Raw genomic sequence first — 20325 nt, forward strand, 5'->3', positions numbered from 1 at the left:
CTCAGCAGGTCGGAGGAAGTCCGCTACGGTTCGGGCAGCGCCCCGAAGGGGCGCGGGGCTGTGTCGATGTGCGGCTCCGCCGCGCGGGCGCGACCAGCCACGACGGCGCCGCAGTCGGCCAGCGACGCATGGCGCCACTTCCCCCGGACAGCACAGCTAGGGCTCCTCGTCCGCGTCGTGCGCCGGCTCGTCCAGCTCCGCCGGCTCGTCCAGCTCCGCCAGCTCCCCCAGCGTCACCGGCGCCGCGAACGGCCGTGCCGAGAGCGGCCGCAGCTCCTCCGCCGTCGCCGGGCGGCCGGTCAGCGACGCGGTGACGGCGGCGACCGCGAAACCGCAGATCCGGCCCTGGCACCAGCCCATCCCCGGGCGGGCCAGGAGCTTCATGGTGCGGGGGTCCTCGGCGCCGAGTTCGGTACGGGCGCGGCACAGCTCCCCGTAGGTGACCTCCTCGCAGCGGCAGACCACCGTGCGTTCGGTCAGCCGGTCGGCCCACCCGGCGGGCACGGGGTACGTGCGGTGCAGCGCGGCGGCGAAGGCCCGGCCGTGGCGGATCGCGGCGCGCAGCCGCCGTACGGCGCGCGGATCGACCGGCAGCCCGTTGGCCGCCGCCAGCGACAGGGCGGCCAGCCGTCCCTCGGCGACGGCGAGCGCGGCACCGCCCACGCCCGTGGTCTCCCCCGCGGCCAGGACGTCCGGGACGGTGGTGCGCTGGCGGGCGTCGACCACGGCGACGAGGGAGCCGTCGAGGTCGCGCCGGGTGGCGGCGCCGACCATCAGGGGCAGTTCGAGTGCGGGGGTGAACCCCCAGCCCAGCGCCACCAGATCCGCCTCGAGCACCTCGCCGCCGTCGAGCCGCACCCCGCGCACCCGGTCCTCGCCCAGGATCTCGGCCACCGCGGCCCGGGTCCGGTACGGGATGCGGTGGCGGACCATCAGCGCCGCGTACCGCACCGCCTCGGCGGACTTGGCGGGCACCCGCACCGCCCCGTCCAGGTGGCGCAGCCAGCCGTGCGCCGGGTTGGCCTCGCACACGGCGAGGACGCGCACCCCCGCCCGCGCCAGGCCCGTGGCCACCGGCAGCAGGAACGGGCCCGTACCCGCGACCACCGCCCGCCGCCCCGCCGCCGCCCGATGCCCCTTCAGCAGCGCCTGTACGCCTCCGGCCGCCATCACCCCCGGCAGCTCCCAGCCGGGGAGCGGCAGTTGGCGGTCGTACGCACCGCAGCAGAGCACCAGCGCACGGGCCCGCACCCGGTCCCGCTCGACGGGGGCCGTGTCGTACGGGCCGTTCAGGCGCAGGGTGAACGGCCCGGCGTCCGGGCGGGCGCGGTCGATCAGCCAGACCTGATGGCCGGGGAGGTAGTGGAGGCGGCCGAGGTGGCGCTGGTAGTGCAACCGGGCGCGGAGGCGGGCGAAGAGCCGACCGTGGTGGTGGGCAGGGGGCGTGGAGTGTTCGTCGTGGCGCCAGTACTGGCCGCCGGGCAACCGCCCCGCGTCGATGAGCACCACGTCCAGGCCCGCCTCGGCGGCCCCGACGGCGGCGGCGAGCCCGGCGGGACCCGCGCCCACGACGGCTACGTCGTACGTCGGCCGATCAGTCGCCATCGCTGCCATCACCCTCGCGATCGTCCTCTACGCCGCCGGCCATACCGCCACCACCGCCGCCCTCGACACCGCCACGGCCATCGCCACCGCCATCGCCACCGTCCTCCGGCGACAGCCGCATCCCGTCCCGCGCCGGGACCAGGCAGGCCCGCTGCCCAGGGCGCCCGTCCACGGTGATCAGGCAGTCGAAGCAGACCCCGATCCCGCAGAACAGCCCGCGCGGTCTGCCCTCGCGCCGCGTGGTCCGCCAGGCCACGATCCCGGCGGCCACCAGCGCCGCGCCCACGCTCTGGCCTGGCCGCGCGGTGACCGTCGTACCGTCGAAGGTCAGCCGGTAGGGCAACGACCTCGTGCGCTCCTCACTCCCCGCGTGGCTCATCCGCACCACCCTCCTCGAAGCGTTCGGGGGCGAACGGCGTCAGGTCCAGATCCGTCGCCTCCCCCGTCAGCGCCTGCGCGATCAGCTTCCCCGTCCCCGCCGCGAGGCCGATCCCCGCGCCCTCGTGGCCGCAGGCGTGCCACAGCCCGGGGGCGCGCGGGTCGGGGCCGATGACCGGCAGATGGTCGGGGCAGTACGGGCGGAAGCCCGCGTACACGCGCATCGCCCGCACCGACGCCAGCATCGGGAACAGCCCGATCGCGCCCCGGGCCAGCGCCCGTACGGCGGCGGGGGACGGCCGCCGGTCGAAGCCGACCCGCTCCCGGGTGGACCCGATCAGCACCGTGCCGCCGCCCGTGCCCTCCACGACCGGCGACGCCTGGAGCTCCGCGTCCGAACTGGCCACGGCGTCCACGTAGTCGGCCGCGTAGACCTTGTGCCGTACGGTCGCGGGCGGCAGCGGTTCGGTGACGAGGACGAAGCCCCGCCGTGGCAGCACCGGCAGCTCGACGCCCGCGAGCCCCGCCACCGCACCGGCCCAGGTGCCCGCCGCGTTCAGGACGGCGGGGGCGCTGATGGTGCCGTGGGGTGTCCGTACGCCGGTGACCGGGGCACCCGCGCCGCCTGCTCCCGGGGTGGCCCGGGCGCCCGCGCCGCCTCCCGGGGTGACCGGGACGCCCGCCCCGCCTGCTCCCGAGACGGCCGGGAAGCCCGTACGCCCACCCGAGACGGCCGAAAACCCCGCACGCCCACCCGAGGCGCCCGGAAAGCCCGCACGCCCACCCCGCCGGAGGAACCCCACCACCTCCGTCCCCGTCCGCACCACCGCTCCGCGCTGCCGCGCGAGCCGCAGCAGGTGGGCCGCCGCCAGCATGGGCTGCACCTGGGCGTCCTGCGGATACAGCGCACCCCCGGCGGCCTCGCGGGTCAGCCGTGGTTCGAGGGCGTGGAGTTCGGCCCCGGCCACCTCCCGTACGTCGACCCCGCTGGCCCGCTGCCGCTCGGCCAGCGTCCGCAGCGCGTCCAGGGCGGCGGACGTGGAGGCCACCACCAGCCCGCCCTTCCGCTCGAACTCCCACCGCTCGCCGTACGGGCCCAGGTCCTCGCCCCACACCCGCCGCGAGTACCGCGCGAGCTCCAGCTCCGGGCCCGGCTCCTTGTCCGAGACCAGGACGTTGCCCTCGCCCGCGCCCGAGGTGCCGCCCGCGATGGCGCCCCGGTCGACGACCACGACCCGCAGCCCGGCGAGGGTGGCGAACCAGGCGGCGGCCGCGCCGACGACTCCGGCGCCGACGACGACGAGGTCGGCGGTCTTCGGCAGGCCCTGGGAGGCCGATTCCCACCCGTCCCGAGTCACGGGCCACCGGCCCACAGCCCGCGCACATGGCCGATATGGCGATGTGTCATGGCCTCGGCGCCGGGCGCGTCCCCCGCCTCCACGAGGTCGAGAAGAGCGTGGTGTTCGGCCGCCGACCGGCCGAGCCGCCCGCTCTCCAGCAGCGGGGCGAGACCCAGCAGCCGGGTCTGGGAGCGGAGTTCGGAGACCACGTCCACCAGACGCCGGTTCCCGGCGTAGCCGAGCAGGGTGAGGTGGAAGACCCGGTCGGCCTCGATATAGCCGATGAGGTCGCCGCGTTCGGCCGCGTCCACGATGGCCTGGGCCAGCTCCCGCAGCGCGGGCAGGTCGCCGGGCGGAATACGGGGTACGGCCTCCCGTACGGTGGGCGGCTCGATGAGCAGGCGGATGGAGGCCAGGTCGTCCAGGTCCTGTTCGGAGACCTCGGTGACCCGGAACCCCTTGTTGGGCACCGAGACCACCAGCCCCTCCTTCACCAGGTCGAGCATCGCCTCGCGGACGGGTGTGGGGGAGACGTCGAAGCGGGCGCCGAGGGCGGGCGCCGAGTAGACGGCGCCGGGGGCGAGTTCACCGGAGATGATGCCCGCGCGCAGGGCGTTCCTGACCCGGTCGCGCAGGCTCTCGCGCTTGCCGAGCGGCTCGAGACTGGAGCCGCGGCCACGGGGAGCGGACCCGGTCATGTTCCATCCACCACCGATCTCTCCCCTCTACACCAGGAACCCGGCCGGGAACGGATCCTCGGGGTCGAGATGGAACTGCGCGGTGCCGGTGACCCACGCCCGCCCCGTGATCGAGGGCACGACGGCGGGCAGCCCCGCCACCGTGGTCTCCTCCAGCAGCCGCCCGACGAACCGCGTCCCGATGAACGACTCGTTCACGAACTCCTCGCCGAGCCCCAGCTCACCGCGTGCGTACAGCTGCGCCATCCGCGCGGAGGTGCCGGTGCCGCAGGGGGAGCGGTCGAACCAGCCCGGGTGGATGGCCATGGCGTGGCGGGAGTGGCGCGCCGTCGAGCCCGGGGCCTGGAGGTAGACATGGCGGCAGCCGGTGATGTCCGGCCGCTCGGGGTGGTGCGGCGGGTCCTGCGCGTTCACCGCGTCCATGATCTTCAGCCCGGCGGTCAGCAGCTCCTGCCCCGCCGCCCGGTCAAACGGCAGCCCGAGGGCGTCCAGCTCCACGATGGCGTAGAAGTTGCCGCCGAAGGCGATGTCGTAGCGCACCTCGCCGAAGCCGGGCACCCGCACCGTACGGTCGGTGGCCAGGCAGAACGCGGCCACGTTCCGGATCGTCACCGAGGTGGCGGCCCCGTCGCGCACGGCGACCTCCGCGACCACCAGGCCCGCCGGGGTGTCCAGGCGGATGGTGGTGACCGGCTCCCGCACCTCGACCATCCCGGTCTCGACCAGCACGGTGGCCACGCCGATGGTGCCGTGCCCGCACATGGGCAGCACACCGGACACCTCGATGAAGAGCACGCCGTGATCCGCGTCCGGCCGGGTCGGCGGCTGAAGGATGGCGCCGCTCATCGCGGAGTGGCCGCGCGGCTCGTACATCAGCAGGGTGCGCAGATCGTCGCGGTGCTCGATGAACCACTGGCGGCGCTCGGCCATGGTCGCGCCCGGGAGCGTCCCCACGCCGCCGGTGACCACCCGGGTGGGCATGCCCTCGGTGTGGGACTCCACGGTGTGGAAGACCCGCCGCGACCTCACGGGCACCCCCTCACCGACACGGCCCCCACCGGCACCGCCCCCCCCACCGACACGGCCACCCCCACCGACACGGCCCTCACCGGTACCCCAACCCGAGCACCGTCTCGGTCTCCCGGACGACGCGGGCGGCCGCCTCCCCGGCCAGCCGCGAACGCGGCGGGCGGCACGGCCCGCCACGCAGCCCGGCGAGGTCCATGGACGCCTTGATGGCCTGGACGAACTCGGTCCTGGAGTCCCACCGCAGCAGCGGATGCAGCGCGCGGTACAGCGGCAGCGCCTTCTCCAGGTCCGCGCCGACGCCCGAGGTGGCGAGCCGGTACAGCTCCACGGTGGCGTCGGGAATCGCGTTCGGATACCCGGCGATCCACCCCACGGCCCCGGCGAGCCCCAGCTCCAGCAGCACGTCATCGGCGCCGATCAGCAGATCGAGACCGGGGGCGCGCTCGGCGATCTCGTACGCCCGCCGCACATCCCCGCTGAACTCCTTGACCGCGACGATCAGCCCTTCCCCGTGCAGCTCGGCCAGGAGCTCCGGGGTGAGGTCGACCTTGGTGTCATGGGGGTTGTTGTACGCCACCACCGGCAGCCCGGCCCGCGCCACCTCGCGGTAGTGGCCGACCACGGCCTCCCGGTCGGCGCGGTAGCTGTTCGGCGGCAGCGCCAGCACCGCCCGCGCCCCGGCCTCCCCCGCCTGCTCCGCCCACCGCCGGCTCTCCAGCGCCCCGTACGCCGCCACCCCCGGCATCACCCCGAACCCCTCGGGCGCCGCCTCCACCGCCACCCGCACCACCCGCGCCCGCTCCTCGTCCGTCAGGGTCTGGTACTCCCCCAACGACCCATTGGGGCAGACCCCGTCACAGCCGTGCTCGGCGAGAAACCGCACATGGGCGGCGTAACCCTCGTAGTCGACCGACAGCTCGTCATCGTCATGGAACGGAAGCGCCGTGGCGACATGAACGCCACGCCAGGGCGTGGAGAGATCGGGCATGCGGAACCTCCAGGGGGAGGGGACCAGGCCACTGTCCTCTCGACGATAGCAGTGCAATGTCACACCGCACAGTGGCCCGATCCGCCTTCTCATCCCCTACGGCCGGCGGGCCGAGCGGCTCCCCAAGTGGGCGACCACACCGGAGTGGAAGCGGTCCACGGCGTCGTCGACACTGCGGATGAAGCCGGACTCCGCGTTGCCTCGGGCGCTGCCCATGCCCTTGAAGAGGGACAGCCGGAACCCGGTTATCCGGGCGCCCCCCTTGGGGAGCATGTCGGCCGGTTCGGGGCGGAGCCGCTCAAGGGTGCCGCGCGGGCCGCCGCCCTGCCCCTCGACAAGGGTTTCCACATGGAGGTCGGCCGGGGCCTCGGCGAGCTGCCGGACCAGGCGCTTGGCCCAGCTGAGGGGGTAGCCCTGGTCCGGGGCCGGAATCTCGATGGAGGTGCGCAGCTTGCCGGTGCGCAGATCGGCGACGATCGCGAGGATCCCCGAGGTGCCCTCGATGCGCAGCTCGGCGTAGAGACGGCCCTCCTCGCAGAGCCGGTCGGCCATGGCCGCACGACGGGAGCTCTGGTCGGTTCCCCGCCTGGCGCGCTGGACGGGCAGGACCTTCTGCCCGATTTCGCCGCCCAGCCGCAGACAGACCTGGCGGACGAGCCGGTCCCAGCTCTCGACCACGTCGATGGCGCGCTGGTCCCCCTGGCACAGGGTCTCGTTGTCGATGCCGTTGCGCACCGGCACCCAGGCCGGGCCCATGTTCTGGAAGCCGTGGCAGCCGGAGTTCTCGTGCTGGAGGTACTGGAGCAGTTCCTGGAGGAGCCAGGCGTGCGCGGTGTTGCCGACGCCCTCGTGGCGGATCAGCATCTGGGCGTGGTGGGCCACCTCGGCCCAGGACAGATGCCACAGCGCCACCTTGTGCTTACGGCGCCCGTCGACCTTGACGTCGACCAGTGGGCTGCCCTCGAGAGCGACGTCGTTGGACAGCGTGATGACGGCCTCGTAGCCCCGCCGGGCGGCGATGTCCATGTAGTCCTGGACCTGCTCGGACTTGAGCGGATTGCCGTTGGTCTTCGTCTCCACCAGGGCGGTCCAGAGTTTCCCGGCCCGTTCCACGCGGATCACGCCGTCAGGGCGCTTGGGGGCGTTGCCGCCGTGCGGCAGGGAGACCTCGGTGAAGGTCTCCATACGGCCGGCGGGCGCGCCGAAGGCCGCGGTGAGCCGACGCCCGAGCTCGGGCACCTGCGCCATCACCGACAGCAGGACGGACGTGGCGCGCATCTCCCGTTCCCGGTCGTACCTGAGCGAGGAGACCGGGAAGAGCCGAGCCACCCGCCACGACTCGTTCTCCGCCAGCGATTTCTTGGCGACCTTGGGAAGCGTGACCTTCTTCTTCGCCGTACGGGGGCGGCGGGCCGGAGCCGGTGCGGGCTCCTCGCCCGCCACCCGGGCCGTGGGCGCCGACGTCGGCGCGGGGATGCTGGGCACCCCCTCGGCCCCGGGGGCTGGCGCCTGCTCCACCGGCTCCGGCGCCGCGTTCGCCACCTCGTCGGCCGTCTCCTCATCGGCCGTCTCCTCGTCGGCCGCGTCATCGTCGATGTCGATGCCGAAGTCCGTGGCCAGACCGGCCAGTCCGGACTCGTACCCCTGCCCGACGGCCCGGAACTTCCACTCCTCGCCCCGGCGGTAGAGCTCGCCGAAGATGAACGCGCTCTCCACATCGGCGTCCTCGATCGAGAATCCCAGCAGGGTCTCGCCGACCCGGTCCGCGAGGGTCACCCGCAGGTCACTGAGATCGCCGAACCTGGCGCCGCCGTACCGGCTGGCCGCCACGACGATCCGCTCGACATCCGCGGGTGTCGCCGTCAGATCGAGGCTGATGCGGTCCTCGTTCCCCTCGGCGGTCGGCGTCTTGCCCAGCAGTTGCACACTGCCATCGGCGGCGGCCGGGTTGTTGTAGAAGTAGAAGTCCGCGTCGCCACGGACCTTGCCATCACCGTTCAGCAGCAGCACGGAGACATCGGCGTCCCCGTCTCCGGTCGCCGAGCTCCAGTTCAGGCTCAGGATCACGGACCCCGTGTCCTCGCTCAGAGCGGCCAGGCCGACATTGCCGCCCTTGGTCATCTCCCGCATGGTTGGTCCCCCCCAAAAAAAGCAGCCGCCTCGGACCCCCCGAGCGGCCTCCGCGTTGCGATGTGTGACGCGCCGCACATGTCGCGTGAGTGAAGTGAACCTTAGCGCCCGAACCAGACGTTTCGGGAGGTCATGCGCTGATTGATACGGACGACCCGCCCCGGCGGATACGCCCCACGCGCCCGCCTGCTCCCACCGACACCGACCCCGGCACCGACCCCGGCACCGATATCGGCACCGAGGCGCATCCGGCGCGGCGGGACGGCAAGCCCGCGCCTCCCGGAAGTCACCGAAAACGCACAGGAGTTCACAGCGCGAACTGTGCGGTCTATACCTTTTGCGGGTGTGGCCATTGTGTCGCACGGGACAGTGAACGTGACTACTATTCACGTTGATTCGGCTGGATCCCACGGCTTGTCAGGTAGCTCATAATCCCAAATGGGGACTGCTCTACGTCTCTTGTCAGCCAGGTCACCGGCGTGAAAGGCTCGGCGCGCCCCCGTAAGGGGAATCCCCAACTCCGAGGCACCGCTGTGCTGTTGGCTGAACACCCCGCGGCCCGTTTGTGAGAGGGTTGCCCCCGGCGGGGGCGCCGCTGTTCGTGAGTGAGGAATTGCCTCCATGCCCGACCACTCATCTCCCAGGGAATCGCCCGGGGACGGCTCCCCGACGCGCCGCGGGGTCGCCGAGGCGCCCGCCGAGGATGTCGATGGCGCGGCCTCCGCTACGGCGCTGCTGGGCGCGTACTGGGACGCGGTCGCCGATTACGCGGAGCTGTGCACCACCACCCCGGAAGACGGGATGCGGCTCGCCACCGAGGCGTTCCGGCGGGGGATCCGGGAGACCCGCAACCGCCGCACCCGGGGCTTCGGCAAGCGCCTCCCGTGGCTTCCGCTCTTTCTGACCGCCGTACGGAAGACCGCCGCCGACTGGGACGCCCACCGGCACGGGGACCGGCTCAACCCGGAGCTGCGGACCTGGCTGGCCTCCGACCTCGCCGCCCGGTTCGCCGCCCCGCCCCGCGACCAGCCGCTCGCCCTGCGCGCGCTGCGGGACCTGCCGGAGGCGGACGGGGAGCTGCTGTGGCTGGTCGAGGTGGAGGCGCGGTCCACGGAGGCGGTGGCCCGGCAGCTGGGGTACGACCCGGAGTACGCCACCGAGGAGATCGCCCGGGTCCGCGCGGCCTTCCGCGAACGGTGTCAGCGCGCCCATGTGGACACCCTCACCGACGAGGAGTGCCGCGCTTACGCCAAGCTGCTGGACGCCGCCACCCGGGCGCCCGACTCCCCCTCACCCGCCGACCTGTGGCAGCACCTCGCCCGGTGCCGCACCTGCCGGGACGCCGCCACCTGTATGTATGTGGACGGCGCCGGGCTGCCCGGCGCGCTGGCCGGCGGGGTCATCGGCTGGGGCGCGCACCTCTACCTCAAGCGGCGCCGTGCGCTCGCCGAGCGGGCCCCGGGCGCCGCGCCGAGCGCCCGCGCCGCCGCGCCCACCGCGCACGCGGTCCGCGCGCCGCTGTGGGAGCGGCTGCGCGACCGGGTCCTGGACGTGATCGGGACGCGGCGGAGCAGACGGGCCGGTGGCGTGGAGGGCAGAGCCGGTGCGGGCAGAGTTGGCTCGGGTGGCAGAGTCGGCTCGGATGGCAGAGCCGGTGCGGGCGGGGCCGATGGGGCGAGCGGGGCTCGCTCCGGGGGGCACCGGGTCGTCCGGAGCCGCGCCGCCCGCCGCCGGTTACGCAGAGCCCGTACGACGGTCATCCTGGCGGTGATAGCCGTCGTCGCCCTCGCCGCACTGGTCGCGATGACCAGAACCGCCGCCGACTCCGACAACCGCAGCGGCGGTTCCACGGGCCCCGAGGTGACCCCCGGCAGCCTGGCCCCCGCCACCTCCTCCCCGTACAGCCCCGGCGCGCCCGCCTCCGCCAGCCCCTCGAAGAGTGAGGGCGGGAAGGACGGGAAGGGCTCCGGCAAGGGGCAGCAGAAGAAGCCGGGGCGCTCTCCCGACCCATCCCCCTCGTCCTCCAAGGGCGACTCCGGCTCCGGCTCCACGTCCGGCCACGGCGGCAAACCGCCCTCCGACGACCGGAAGCCCGGCGACGACGCCGACTGCACCGCCCGTTTCCATCTGGTCAACGAGTGGCCCGACGGCTTCCAGGCCGCCGTCACCCTCACCTCCCGCGAGTCCCTCGACGGCTGGCGGGTCACCTGGACCTTCCGCGACTCCCAGCGGGTGACGCAGATGTGGAACGGGGAGTTCACCCAGCATGGCTCGAAGGTGACCGCCACCCCGGCCGACTACAACAAGCGGGTCAAGGCCGGTGACTCCCTCTCCATGGGCTTCCTCGGCACCTGGAGCGACGGCAACCGGCCGCCCGGCTCCTTCACCCTGAACGGCCGCCCCTGCGCGGACTGACGACACCACACCGCTCCGCACCACACCGCTCCGCACCGCACCGCTCCACCCGGATGGGGGAACAAGACCGCCGCCCGCGGGGGAACCCATCTCGGAATGAGCAGTGTCCTCAGTGGCATCGTGACCCTGCCCCCCGACGCCCCCGCCGGGCGGGCGGCGCGGGTGGTGGTGGAGGTGCGCAACGTGTCCCGCTCCGACACCCCCGAGTCGATCGTCGCCGCGCAGGTCCTCACCGATGTGCCGCTGAGCCCGGGCGGCCATGTCCCGTTCAGCGTCACCGTCCCCGGGGAGCTGGTCCCGGGGGACAACTACGGGCTGCGGGTCCATGTGGACGTCAGCGGCTCCGGGGTCATGGAGAACGGCGATCTGGTCAGCGCCGAGGCCAACCCCGTACCGGCCGGATCCACCGCGGGTCTGATCGCCCCGGTCACGATCGTCTGAAGGACGAGGTCCCCGGCGCGGCGGCGCGAACGGTGAGGTCGCGCGCCGGGGACCCGTCATCTCAGTTGTCGTTCGCCGCGTCGGAGTCCGCCCTGTTCGCCGCCGACTCCGCGTCGTCCACCAGCTTGTTCAGCCCGTCCAGGCCGGAGGCCGAAGGAGCCGGGGGTGCGGTGGCCGACGGGGCGGACGTGCCCGATGAGCCGTTCGCGTCGTCCGAGCCGCCGGAGCCCCCGTTGCCGCCGCCGCAGCCGGTGGCCAGCGCGGCGCAGAGCAGCGCCGTGGCCGCCAGGGCCCAGGGGCCGCGCTTCACTTGGCCGCTTCCTTACCGCTGCCGGATCCCTCGCCGCGCGCGGCGCACCACTTCTGGACCTTCGACAGGTCCTTCTGCCGCTGCTCGAGCGTCGGCACGAGGGACCTGCGGAAGGTGAGCTTGTGGTTGAGGAACGTCTGGACCTCGGTGTGGTCCGCCTTCTCCGCCCGCTCGACCCGCTTCGCCAGCCGGGCCACGGACCCGCGGACGGTCGCCGGGCCCTTCAGCCGCTTCAGCGCCCGGTCCAGCCGCTTGTCGATCTTCTTGGCGCGCTTGCACAGCCCCCGGGAGCCGTCCCCCGCGCCCTTCGCTCCCTTCGCGCTCGGGGCGGCGGCCGGTGTCGTGGCCGAGACGCTGCCGTCCGCCGCCGCGATGCCCACCGGACCGAGCAGGGCGGCGGTGGCGGCGCACGCCACGAGGACGCTCTTTCCACGGTGCATGGTGCGTTCCTTCCCTCGGAGCCGGGCGGCCCGGGAGGGGCCGGGCCGCCCCGGACGGGGGAAACCTAGGAGCCTTCTTTGTGGAAACCTTGTGGGCCGGAAGGGACGGAAGGGATGGAAGGGCCGGACGAGCGGGAACGGCCGGACCCGCCCACCGAAACCTCCGGACCCACCGGAAAGACCGGCGCCGCCCCCGGCTACGGCGCCTCGGCGGGCCGCAGGACGAACCCCACGCCGCGCACCGTGTGCAGCATCCGCGGGCGGCCGTCCGCCTCCAGCTTGCGCCGCAGATAGCTGACGAAGGTGTCCACGGCGTCCGTACGGACGTCGAAGTCATAGCCCCAGACGCGATCCAGCAGCTGATCGCGGGTGAGCACGATCCCGGCGTTGCGGGCGAACACGTCCAGCAGCTCGTACTCGCGCCGGGTGAGCCGCAGCTCCACCCCGTCCAGCCACGCCTCCCGGGCCTCCGGCACCATCTCCAGCGCCCCGGCCCGCACCCGGTCGGTGGCGGCGGGCGGACGGCGGCGCAGCAGGGCGTGCAGCCGCAGCACCAGCTCCTGGAGCGCGAAGGGCTTGACGAGGTAGTCGTCGCCCCCGGCCTGGAGCCCGGCCACCCGGTCGGCCACCTCGTCGAGGGCCGAGAGCATCAGGACGGGCACGTCATTGCCGTCCGCGCGCAGGGCGCGGCACACCTCGATCCCGCTCAGGTCGGGCATGGAGATGTCCAGGACCACCACATCGGGCGCCCCGTCGCGCACCGCGGCCAGCGCGGCGTGGCCACCGTCCGCGAGGGTCACGGAGAACCCGCCCAGCCGCAGCCCGCGCTCCAGGGACCGCCGGATGGCCGCGTCGTCATCCGTCACCAGGACGCGACCGCTGCCCGTACCCGCCATGTCCTTACCACCTCCGGCCGGGCATGGTACGTGCCCCGCCGTGCGCCCTGCCCGCGCCAAGGGCCCGGGCATGGCCTTTGGGCCAATTGACTCCGTACCGTCCGCGCCGTGGGATTGGCCTGGTTCACCCTTTTCCCGCCGCGCCCGCCCAGGAGCCGGTGTGTCCCGCGCCCGCGAAGGAGCCAGCGTGTCCCAGCCCGCCACCGCCGCCCCTGATGCCCTGGACGCCCTGGCCTCTCTGGACGCGCTGGGGCCCAAGGGGCCCTACCGCTCCCGCCACCGCCTCACCGTCGGCGATGTCACCGGCGCCCCGATGGCCGAACTCTCCCTGGTGCCCCGGCTGTTCGTCACCCGGGCGCTGGCCGCGCTGCGCGCCGCCGACACCCTGTCCCTGGAGGAGCGGCTGGCCGCGCTGAAGCGGGCGGGGGAGCTGTTCGCCACCGGCACCGTGGCCGGGATGTCGGCCGAGGCGTACGAGGGCGCGGTGTGCCGGATGTCGGGCACCCCGCTCGCCAATGTGCGGATCGCCGTGGAGGCGATACGGCTCAGCGCCACCGAGGCGTACCGCAGCGTCCAGGCGGCCCGCCCGGTGGGCGCGGTGGGCGATTGGCGCGATCCGTACGCCCGGAGCGGCACCGCGGTGTGGATCCGGCGCGGCGACGTCTTCGCGGTGCACGCCGCCGGCAACCACCCCGCCGTGCACGCCCTGTGGCTGGAGGCGCTGGCGCTGGGCTACCGGGTGGCCGTACGCCCCTCGCGCCGTGAGCCGCTCACCCCGTACCGGCTGGTCAGCGCCCTGCGCGAGGCGGGGTTCGGGACGGATCAGGTGGTGCTGCTGCCCACCGACCACGACGCGGCCGGGGAGATCCTGCACGGCGCGGACCTCTCCATGGTCTACGGCGGGCAGGAGGTCATCGACCGCTACGCCGCCGATCCGGCCGTCCTGCCCAACGGGCCCGGCCGCTCCAAGGTCCTGATCACCGCCGACCGGGAGTGGCGCGACCACCTCGATGTCGTGGTCGACTCCATCGCCCGCCACGGCGGCACCGCCTGCGTCAACGCCACCGCCGTCCTCGTCGAGGGCGATCCGGCGCCGGTGGCCGAGGCGCTGGCGGAGCGGCTCGCCGCCCTCCCCAGCCTGCCGCCGCAGGACGAGAAGGCCGTACTGCCGGTCCATCCGCTGGAGGTCGCGCGCGGCTTCGAACGCCTGCTGCTCGGCAAGGCCGCGGGCGCCCGGGCCTGGCTGGGCGGCGACGGCGTGGTGGACGACCTCGGCGACGGCAGCGCCGCCCTCCGCCCCGCCGTCTTCCAGCTCGACGATCCGCGGGACGCGCGGCTGGGCGTGGAGCTGTCGTTCCCCTGCGTCTGGGTGGCCCCCTGGACGCGGGAGGCGGGGGTCGCCGCGCTCCGGGACAGCCTGGTGGTCACGGCGGTCACCGGGGACGAGGCGCTGCTGGACGGGCTGCTCGCCGAGCCGTCCATCAAGAACCTCTACATCGGGGACCACCCCACCCACTGGATCGCCCCGGGCATCCCGCACGACGCGTATCTCGGCGAGTTCCTGATGCGTACGAAGGCCGTCATCCGCGGCTGACCCCATGAGTCCCCCGACCCCATGAGTCCGCACCCCTGCCGCCACCCGCGAGGAGCATCCCGTGCCGACAGCTTCCCTTTCGGTGCTCGACATCCCCTTCGACGAGCGCCCCGACCCCGACGAGTACATCCGCGCCGCCATGGAGTGGCACTTCGGCCCGGACACCGGCTCCCCGTTCTGGCTGCGGAAGGCGGAGACGCTGGACTTCGATCCGCGGCGGGACGTCAAGGGCGTCGCCGACCTCGCGCTCTTCCCCAATGTCACCGGGGAGTTGCGCGAGGTGCCGGTGCGCGATCTGATCCCCCAGGGCTACGGCGCCGACGCCCGGATCGTCGGGGTCTTCGAAAGCGGCGGCACCACCGGCGCGCCCAAGCGGATCGTGTGTCTGCGCGACTGGCTGGACCGCCTCACCCACGGGCTGAGCGCCGACCTCGACGGGCTCGGCATCCCGCGCGGGGTGGACTGGCTCGCCATCGCCCCCAGCGGCCCCCATATGGTCGGCGAGATGGTCGCGGGCACGGCCGCCCGGCACGGTGGGCTGATGTTCCGCGTCGACATGGATCCGCGGTGGGTGAAGAAGCTGATCTCCGGCGGGAAGGCCGAGGAGACCGACGCCTATGTGAACCATCTGATCGAGCAGGCGGCGTACGTCCTGCGCACCCAGGACATCGGGGTGCTGATGACCACCCCGCCGCTGCTGGAGCGGCTGGCCCGGCACGACGACCTCATCGAGCTGATCGGGGAGAAGGTCAAGGGCATCATGTGGGGCGGCGCCCATATGGACGCCGACACCCGCGATCTGCTGCGCACCGAGGTCTTCCCCGGCTGTGAGCTGTACGGCACCTACGGCAACACCATGATCCTCGGCGGTGCCACCGAGCGGCTGGGGCTCGGCCCGGACGAGCCGTGTGTCTTCGATCCGCGGACGCCGTTCGTCACCTTCTCGGTGGTGGACCCGGCGAGCGGGGCGCCGGTGGCGTACGGCGAGCGCGGGCAGGTGGTGATGAACCACGTCAGCAAGTCCGCTCTGCTGCCGGGCAACCTCGAGCGCGATCTGGCGATCCGCGTGCCGCCGCCGGAGGGCGCGGTCGGGGACTCGGTGGCCGATGTGGGGCCGGTGGCGATGTTCGACGACGAGGTCGTGATCGAGGGCGTCTACTAGGCGTCCGCTGACAGACACCTGGACGCCGGGGTGGCGCGCGGCTGACACCGGGCCGCCACCAGGCGTTTGCCGCGTTCCGGCATGGACCCATTCAGTCGCCACAGTCGCAGTGGTTACGATCTGGCGCGATGGGCAGAGGGCAGGGCGGCGGAGAGGCCCGCATACGGAGGGGCCACATAGGCCACATACGGAGGGATCCGGTGCGCGGCACCGTGCCTTCCGTCCTCTGCCGCGCCGTGCTGCTGCTCGCCGCGGCGATATGGATGGCGCCCTCGTGCGTCCAGCCCGCCGCCGGCCACACCGCCCTGTCGACGGGGTGCCGCCCGCACCGCCTGGCGGAGACCGCGGCGGTCCAGCCGCATGAGGAGCCGGTCGCGTATCCGGCTCCGGGGCACCGTCCGTTCGACGCCTCCGGCTCGGGCGCCGGAAGCGACAACTGTGTCGCGGGCCCCCGGGGAGTCGTCCAGGCCCTGGTGCCCACGCCCGTACCCCCGCCCTCCCTCGCCGAGGTTCCGCCGCCCGCCGGCCCCCGGGAGCCGGACTCCGCCCGGGCGCCGCCGGACCATCCCGTCCGCGCCCTCGGCCTTCACCAACTCCAAGTACTTCGGACCTAGGCCGACGCCGGTCACCGCGATGCACCGCTCCACCCATCCAGTGTGCGAACTGCGCTACTTGCGCGAACTGCGAGGTTGAGGACAGCCATGGGTTCCAAGGGATCGAAGACGAAGGGCGCGGCGGCCGACCGCCGCGCGAAGATAGAGGAGTTGCGCCGCGCCGAGAAGGCGCGCGAGCGCCGGTACCGGATCATCACCATCACCTCGGTCACGGTGATCGTCGCCGGGCTGGCCGTCGGGGGCTACTTCCTCGTCGACGCGAGCGACAAGAAGGAGGAGAAGGAGGCCAAGGTCACCTCCTCGGTCGTGAAGACCGGCGAGTTCAAGGGCATGAAGACCTGGAAGAACCTGGGCCGGACGCATGTCCAGGGCACGGTGAAGTACGCGATGTCGCCGCCGGTCGGCGGAAACCACAACCAGGTCTGGCAGAACTGCAACGGCGATGTCTACGCCAAGCCGCTGACCAAGGAGAACGCGGTGCACTCGCTGGAGCACGGCGCGGTGTGGGTGACGTACACCGACAAGGCGTCGAAGGAGGACATCGCCGCCCTCTCGGAGCGGGTGAAGAAGACCCCGTACTCGATGATGAGCCCCTACCAGGAGCAGGACTCCCCGATCGTCCTCAACGCCTGGGGCAACCAGCTGGACATCCGACACGCGTCCGACCCGCGGGTGGCCGACTTCTTCAAGAAGTTCGTCCAGGGCAAGCAGACGCCCGAGCCCGGCGCCTACTGCACCAACGGGAAGACTTCGTGAGCGACGGGACCGCCGTCGGCCGCGCCTCCCGCCAGCCGCTGGTGGCGGGGGTCGCCGCCGCCCTCGCGCTGCTGACGCTGGTGGCGGTGGCGGTGCTGTGGCTGACGAGCGACCGCTCGGAGGGCTCGACGGACCCGGGGACGCCGAAGGACACCTCGGCCGAGGCCGGTTTCGCCCGCGACATGTCCGTCCACCACCAGCAGGCGGTGGAGATGTCGTTCATCGTGCGCGACCGCACCGACGACGACGAGGTGCGGCGGCTGGCGTTCGACATCGCCAGCACCCAGGCCACCCAGGCCGGGATGCTCCAGGGCTGGCTGGACATGTGGGGGCTGGACAAGACGTCCGAGGACCCGCCGATGACGTGGATGAAGCACATGTCGTCGGACGACACGGACGGCATGGAGGGCATGGACCACGGCTCGATGAAGGGCATGGGCTCCACGTACAAGCCGCACGACGGCTCGCTCATGCCGGGCATGGCCACCAACAGCCAGCTCGACGAGTTGCGCAAGGCCAAGGGCAAGGCGGCCGAGGTGCTCTACCTGAAGCTGATGACCGCCCATCACAAGGGCGGCGTCGAGATGGCGAAGGGCGCGGTCGAGCTGGTCAAGGACCCGACCGAGAAGCACCTGGCCCGGACGATGGTCCAGGGCCAGCAGTCGGAGATCCAGCTGATGGCCGACATGCTCAAGGCACGCGGCGCGTCCTCCTGACGCCCCGCCGATGGCGCCCCTCGCCCTACGGGACCGCCCCACGGGGTTCTGCCCCACGGGGTCTGCCCCACGGGGTCGCGGGGCGCCATCACCCCTTCCGCACGAACACCCCGGACCGGGCCGCCTGATACGTCACCTCGACGGTGGTGCGCACCAGCCGCTCGTCGATGGCCCCGCGCAGGATGAGCACCCGGTAGTACAGCGGCGCCGCCAGTGAGGCGATGACCTCCCACGCGTCGGTGTCCTCGTGGACGTCCCCCCGCTCCACCGCGTTCCGCACGATCAGGGTCACCTCCTCGGTCCGTCGTACGAACGCGTTACGGATGATCTCCTCGACCCCGGTGTCATGCGCGGCGGCCGCGATCAGCCCCTGCATGACATTGCGGTTGCGCAGGGCGTTGTTGAAGTCCGCGATGGCCTGGGCGAGTTCCGTCAGATCCCGGTGGAAGTCACCGGTGTCCGGGGTGGGCAGCGTCGAACTGCGCTCGGCCAGCAGATCGACGACCACCCCCTCCACCGTGCGCCAGCGCCGCCGGATGGTCGACACATGCACCCCCGACCGCCGCGCGAGCCGATCGAGGGTGAGCGCGGCGAACGAGTCGCGGTCGAGTTCCTCGTACGCGGCCGCCAACACGGCGGCCCGAGTCCGGGCCGTACGCCCCCCGGGGCGAGCCGACCCATGCGGTGGTCGCTCTGTCATGACGCGCCGACTCTACGGCTCCTCCACCCTCGTGAGCACCAGATCTTCACGACCTCGGGGCTACCGAACGCCCGGTAACCCATTGCACGGCGTACACACCCCTCGCTAGTGTGACACCCGTTCTTAATGCGCGCGACAGCGCATTAGGCCACCATGGCGCAGAGTCTGCCGGACCTTCCTCACGAGGGGAAGGAAGGTCCAGCACGCTCCTCTTCTTTCTCCTGGTCTTCGGCCCCTGGACGACCGCGCTCGATCGTCGGAGAAGCCACGGGGCTCTCCATTACGGTGCTCATTGCTGCTCCCTCGGTGTCGTTGCGCTGAACCGAAATGGCCCGCCCTGGGCCGACGCTCACGCCGGTGCCGCCCGGCGCCCTCACGCCTCGATCCCACATCTCAACTCGCCCCACACCCGCTTCCCCCAGGGCAGCCGATCGGCCCCCATCGCCAGGCGCACTCCTCCACCACGGCCAGCCCCCGTCCGTGCTCGTCGTCGGGCCCAGCGGTGCGCAGGACAGGAAGGGTGCGGCACTTGTCCACCACCGCGATGCGGACCACGTCGGGCGCGGGGCGGGTGACGGTGACGCGGATGACGCGGCAGTCGGTGTGGTCCACCGCGTTGGCCACCAGCTCCGAGACGATGAGGATGGCGCCGTCAGCGCAGTGCTCTATGCCCCAGACCGCCAGCGCTGTACGGACGAGACGACGGGCCGTGGCGGCGCTCTGGGCCGTGCACGGCAGGGTCTCCGTGTAGCCGGGGTGCCCGGAGGGGCGGGCGGTGGTGGTCACAATCATGGCGGACCTCGCGGTTCGTGAACGTGAGCGCACGCTATGACCGCCGAGAGCGACCGGACAGTGACCGTACGTACCACTTTGACGCCCGTGTGGGACGTCGCGTCCTAGCCGTCCAGGTTGAGCCGGTCGGCCAGTTCGGTCACGGGGGAGGTGCGGCGGCGCTCACGGCCGCGTAGTTCGGCCACCACCCGCCGGGCCGTTCCGTGGTAGCGCATCCACTCCGGCGCATCGCCCTCCGCTGCCAGGAGCGCGCGGACGGCGCTGTCGTCCTTGCCGAGGTCGACGCAGGCCAGGGCGCGGTCGACATGGAATCGGGCGCGCCATGTCGGCGGAAGCCGGTGGAGTTCGGGGACGGCACGGGCCGCGGTCAGCGCCTTCGCGCCGCGCTCCATCTCCACCAGGAAGTTGACCTTGGCGACACCGACGTTGGTCGGGCCGAACGGTGTGGCGTAGTCGAGGCGGTCCTCTCCGATGCGGGAGGCGGCGGCTGTGGCCATGTTGAGCAGTTCGTCCACGGCGTCGTGCTTGCCGCGTCGCACGGCCGCGGTCGCCGCGCGCAGCAGCAGGATTCCCCACAGGGAGAGATCGATGGGCCGGGACCGGAATCCGGGCTCGATCCGCTCTGCGGCGGTCAGGGCGACGCGTTCGGCGTCCTCCAGCCGCCCCTGCTTGGTGAGGATCCACGACAACGTGGAGACACCCATGGTCTCGAGGTGTGGATCGTCCGACCGCCGGGCGGCCTCCATGGAGCGCTCCAGCGCCGTGAACCCGGCATCCTCCTTGCCCAGTGCGGCCAGCGTGGTGGCCGCCACCTGATACGCCTCGGCGAGCACCGCGTGGGCCGCGGCGGCGTCGGCGCCGCTGTGGGCGTGTGCCGCCGTTCTGGCGTCCCGGATGAGTTGGGGCAGCAGGACGCCGATCTCGGCCATCCGCCCCTCGCGCCGGATGCGTTCGGTGGACCGTAACGCGGCGTGCAGGGCCCCGATGGTGGGCGGCGCCTCGGGGTCGGCGTCCTCACCGAGGAGTTCGGTCAGCGGGGAGACGGCCTGCCGCAGCGCGAGCACGGACGGCGAGTCGCCCTCCTGACGAGCCTCGAAGGTGGTCGGCTGACCGATCAGGACGGACGGTTCCACATCGAGTGCGCGGGCGAGGGCATTGATCGTCGAGAGCCGCGCCGTCTGCCGCTGCCCCTGTTCCAGCTTGCGCACCACATCCACGGACAGCCCCGCCCGTTCGGCGAGCCGCTCCTGGGTGAGCTTGCGCCGGACCCGGAACCGAGCGATCCGGTCCCCGAGCCCCCGCTCGTCCTCACAGCCCATGG

At 72.9% G+C, this 20325-nt stretch carries 20 protein-coding genes; 7 read left to right on the forward strand and 13 right to left on the reverse strand.

Going from position 1 to position 20325, the window contains the following annotated elements; translation table 11 throughout:
* Positions 1-156 precede the first annotated feature (156 nt).
* From IEJ02_RS24435 to IEJ02_RS24470, 7 genes are all read right to left on the reverse strand, one after another.
* On the reverse strand, positions 157-1605 hold the full coding sequence (locus IEJ02_RS24435; protein ID WP_223864337.1) for an FAD/NAD(P)-dependent oxidoreductase: 1449 nt from the start codon (positions 1603-1605) through the stop codon (positions 157-159).
* Complete coding sequence (locus IEJ02_RS24440; RefSeq protein WP_191066826.1) at positions 1595-1984, reverse strand: (2Fe-2S)-binding protein; 390 nt, start codon at positions 1982-1984, stop codon at positions 1595-1597. Before IEJ02_RS24440 ends, IEJ02_RS24435 begins: the two co-directional genes overlap by 11 nt.
* The gene (locus tag IEJ02_RS48800) at positions 1965-3341 is read right to left on the reverse strand and encodes an NAD(P)/FAD-dependent oxidoreductase (protein ID WP_317985899.1); all 1377 of its coding nucleotides are present in this window, start codon (positions 3339-3341) and stop codon (positions 1965-1967) included. The genes IEJ02_RS24440 and IEJ02_RS48800 overlap by 20 nt, the downstream gene beginning before the upstream one ends.
* A complete protein-coding gene (locus IEJ02_RS24455; protein ID WP_191066827.1) occupies positions 3338-4021 on the reverse strand; it encodes a GntR family transcriptional regulator in 684 nt (227 codons plus the stop codon). The genes IEJ02_RS48800 and IEJ02_RS24455 overlap by 4 nt, the downstream gene beginning before the upstream one ends.
* 27 nt (positions 4022-4048) lie before the next feature.
* Entirely contained in the window at positions 4049-5050 is a 1002-nt protein-coding gene (locus IEJ02_RS24460) for a proline racemase family protein (protein ID WP_137978777.1), read from the reverse strand.
* Between the two features lie 76 nt (positions 5051-5126).
* A complete protein-coding gene (locus tag IEJ02_RS24465; RefSeq protein WP_191066828.1) occupies positions 5127-6038 on the reverse strand; it encodes a dihydrodipicolinate synthase family protein in 912 nt (303 codons plus the stop codon).
* A 96-nt stretch (positions 6039-6134) separates the two neighbouring features.
* Complete coding sequence (locus IEJ02_RS24470; RefSeq protein WP_191066871.1) at positions 6135-8159, reverse strand: TerD family protein; 2025 nt, start codon at positions 8157-8159, stop codon at positions 6135-6137.
* Between the two features lie 630 nt (positions 8160-8789).
* Here IEJ02_RS24470 and IEJ02_RS24475 point away from each other — a divergent pair.
* Both IEJ02_RS24475 and IEJ02_RS24480 read left to right on the forward strand, forming a co-directional pair.
* Positions 8790-10583 carry a cellulose-binding domain-containing protein gene (locus IEJ02_RS24475; RefSeq protein ID WP_191066829.1) on the forward strand — a complete coding sequence of 598 codons (1794 nt, stop codon included), beginning with the start codon at positions 8790-8792 and terminating at the stop codon, positions 10581-10583.
* A gap of 96 nt (positions 10584-10679) precedes the next feature.
* The gene (locus IEJ02_RS24480) at positions 10680-11024 is read left to right on the forward strand and encodes a hypothetical protein (RefSeq protein ID WP_191066830.1); all 345 of its coding nucleotides are present in this window, start codon (positions 10680-10682) and stop codon (positions 11022-11024) included.
* Between the two features lie 61 nt (positions 11025-11085).
* Here IEJ02_RS24480 and IEJ02_RS24485 read toward each other — a convergent pair whose 3' ends face one another.
* From IEJ02_RS24485 to IEJ02_RS24495, 3 genes are all read right to left on the reverse strand, one after another.
* Positions 11086-11334: a hypothetical protein gene (locus tag IEJ02_RS24485; protein WP_191066831.1), complete on the reverse strand. Its 249-nt coding sequence runs from the start codon at positions 11332-11334 to the stop codon at positions 11086-11088.
* Complete coding sequence (locus IEJ02_RS24490; RefSeq protein WP_191066832.1) at positions 11331-11774, reverse strand: hypothetical protein; 444 nt, start codon at positions 11772-11774, stop codon at positions 11331-11333. The genes IEJ02_RS24485 and IEJ02_RS24490 overlap by 4 nt, the downstream gene beginning before the upstream one ends.
* A gap of 197 nt (positions 11775-11971) precedes the next feature.
* Complete coding sequence (locus IEJ02_RS24495) at positions 11972-12670, reverse strand: response regulator transcription factor (RefSeq protein WP_191066833.1); 699 nt, start codon at positions 12668-12670, stop codon at positions 11972-11974.
* Positions 12671-12857: 187 nt separating this feature from the next.
* Between IEJ02_RS24495 and IEJ02_RS24500 the strand changes: the two genes are divergently transcribed.
* The 5 genes from IEJ02_RS24500 to IEJ02_RS24520 all read left to right on the forward strand — a co-directional run bounded on the left by IEJ02_RS24500 (position 12858) and on the right by IEJ02_RS24520 (position 17512).
* Positions 12858-14264, forward strand: a complete 1407-nt coding sequence (locus IEJ02_RS24500; RefSeq protein ID WP_317985900.1) for an aldehyde dehydrogenase family protein — start codon at positions 12858-12860, stop codon at positions 14262-14264.
* A 61-nt stretch (positions 14265-14325) separates the two neighbouring features.
* Positions 14326-15426, forward strand: coding sequence for a phenylacetate--CoA ligase family protein (locus tag IEJ02_RS24505; RefSeq protein WP_137978773.1), 1101 nt, complete (start codon positions 14326-14328; stop codon positions 15424-15426).
* 200 nt (positions 15427-15626) lie between these two features.
* Entirely contained in the window at positions 15627-16040 is a 414-nt protein-coding gene (locus tag IEJ02_RS24510) for a hypothetical protein (protein WP_191066834.1), read from the forward strand.
* A gap of 87 nt (positions 16041-16127) precedes the next feature.
* The gene (locus IEJ02_RS24515) at positions 16128-16796 is read left to right on the forward strand and encodes a thioredoxin-like domain-containing protein (protein ID WP_191066835.1); all 669 of its coding nucleotides are present in this window, start codon (positions 16128-16130) and stop codon (positions 16794-16796) included.
* Complete coding sequence (locus IEJ02_RS24520) at positions 16793-17512, forward strand: DUF305 domain-containing protein (protein ID WP_191066836.1); 720 nt, start codon at positions 16793-16795, stop codon at positions 17510-17512. The genes IEJ02_RS24515 and IEJ02_RS24520 overlap by 4 nt, the downstream gene beginning before the upstream one ends.
* A gap of 88 nt (positions 17513-17600) precedes the next feature.
* Here IEJ02_RS24520 and IEJ02_RS24525 read toward each other — a convergent pair whose 3' ends face one another.
* The 3 genes from IEJ02_RS24525 to IEJ02_RS24535 all read right to left on the reverse strand — a co-directional run bounded on the left by IEJ02_RS24525 (position 17601) and on the right by IEJ02_RS24535 (position 20323).
* Complete coding sequence (locus IEJ02_RS24525; RefSeq protein WP_317985901.1) at positions 17601-18146, reverse strand: TetR-like C-terminal domain-containing protein; 546 nt, start codon at positions 18144-18146, stop codon at positions 17601-17603.
* Between the two features lie 459 nt (positions 18147-18605).
* Positions 18606-19004 (reverse strand): ATP-binding protein, encoded by a 399-nt coding sequence (locus IEJ02_RS24530; RefSeq protein ID WP_317985902.1) that lies wholly within the window; start codon positions 19002-19004, stop codon positions 18606-18608.
* Positions 19005-19108: 104 nt separating this feature from the next.
* Complete coding sequence (locus IEJ02_RS24535; protein WP_191066873.1) at positions 19109-20323, reverse strand: helix-turn-helix domain-containing protein; 1215 nt, start codon at positions 20321-20323, stop codon at positions 19109-19111.
* Positions 20324-20325 lie beyond the last annotated feature (2 nt).

Origin of the sequence: Streptomyces sp. 5-10, assembly GCF_014712245.1 — a bacterium.
Classification (GTDB): domain Bacteria; phylum Actinomycetota; class Actinomycetes; order Streptomycetales; family Streptomycetaceae; genus Streptomyces; species Streptomyces violaceusniger.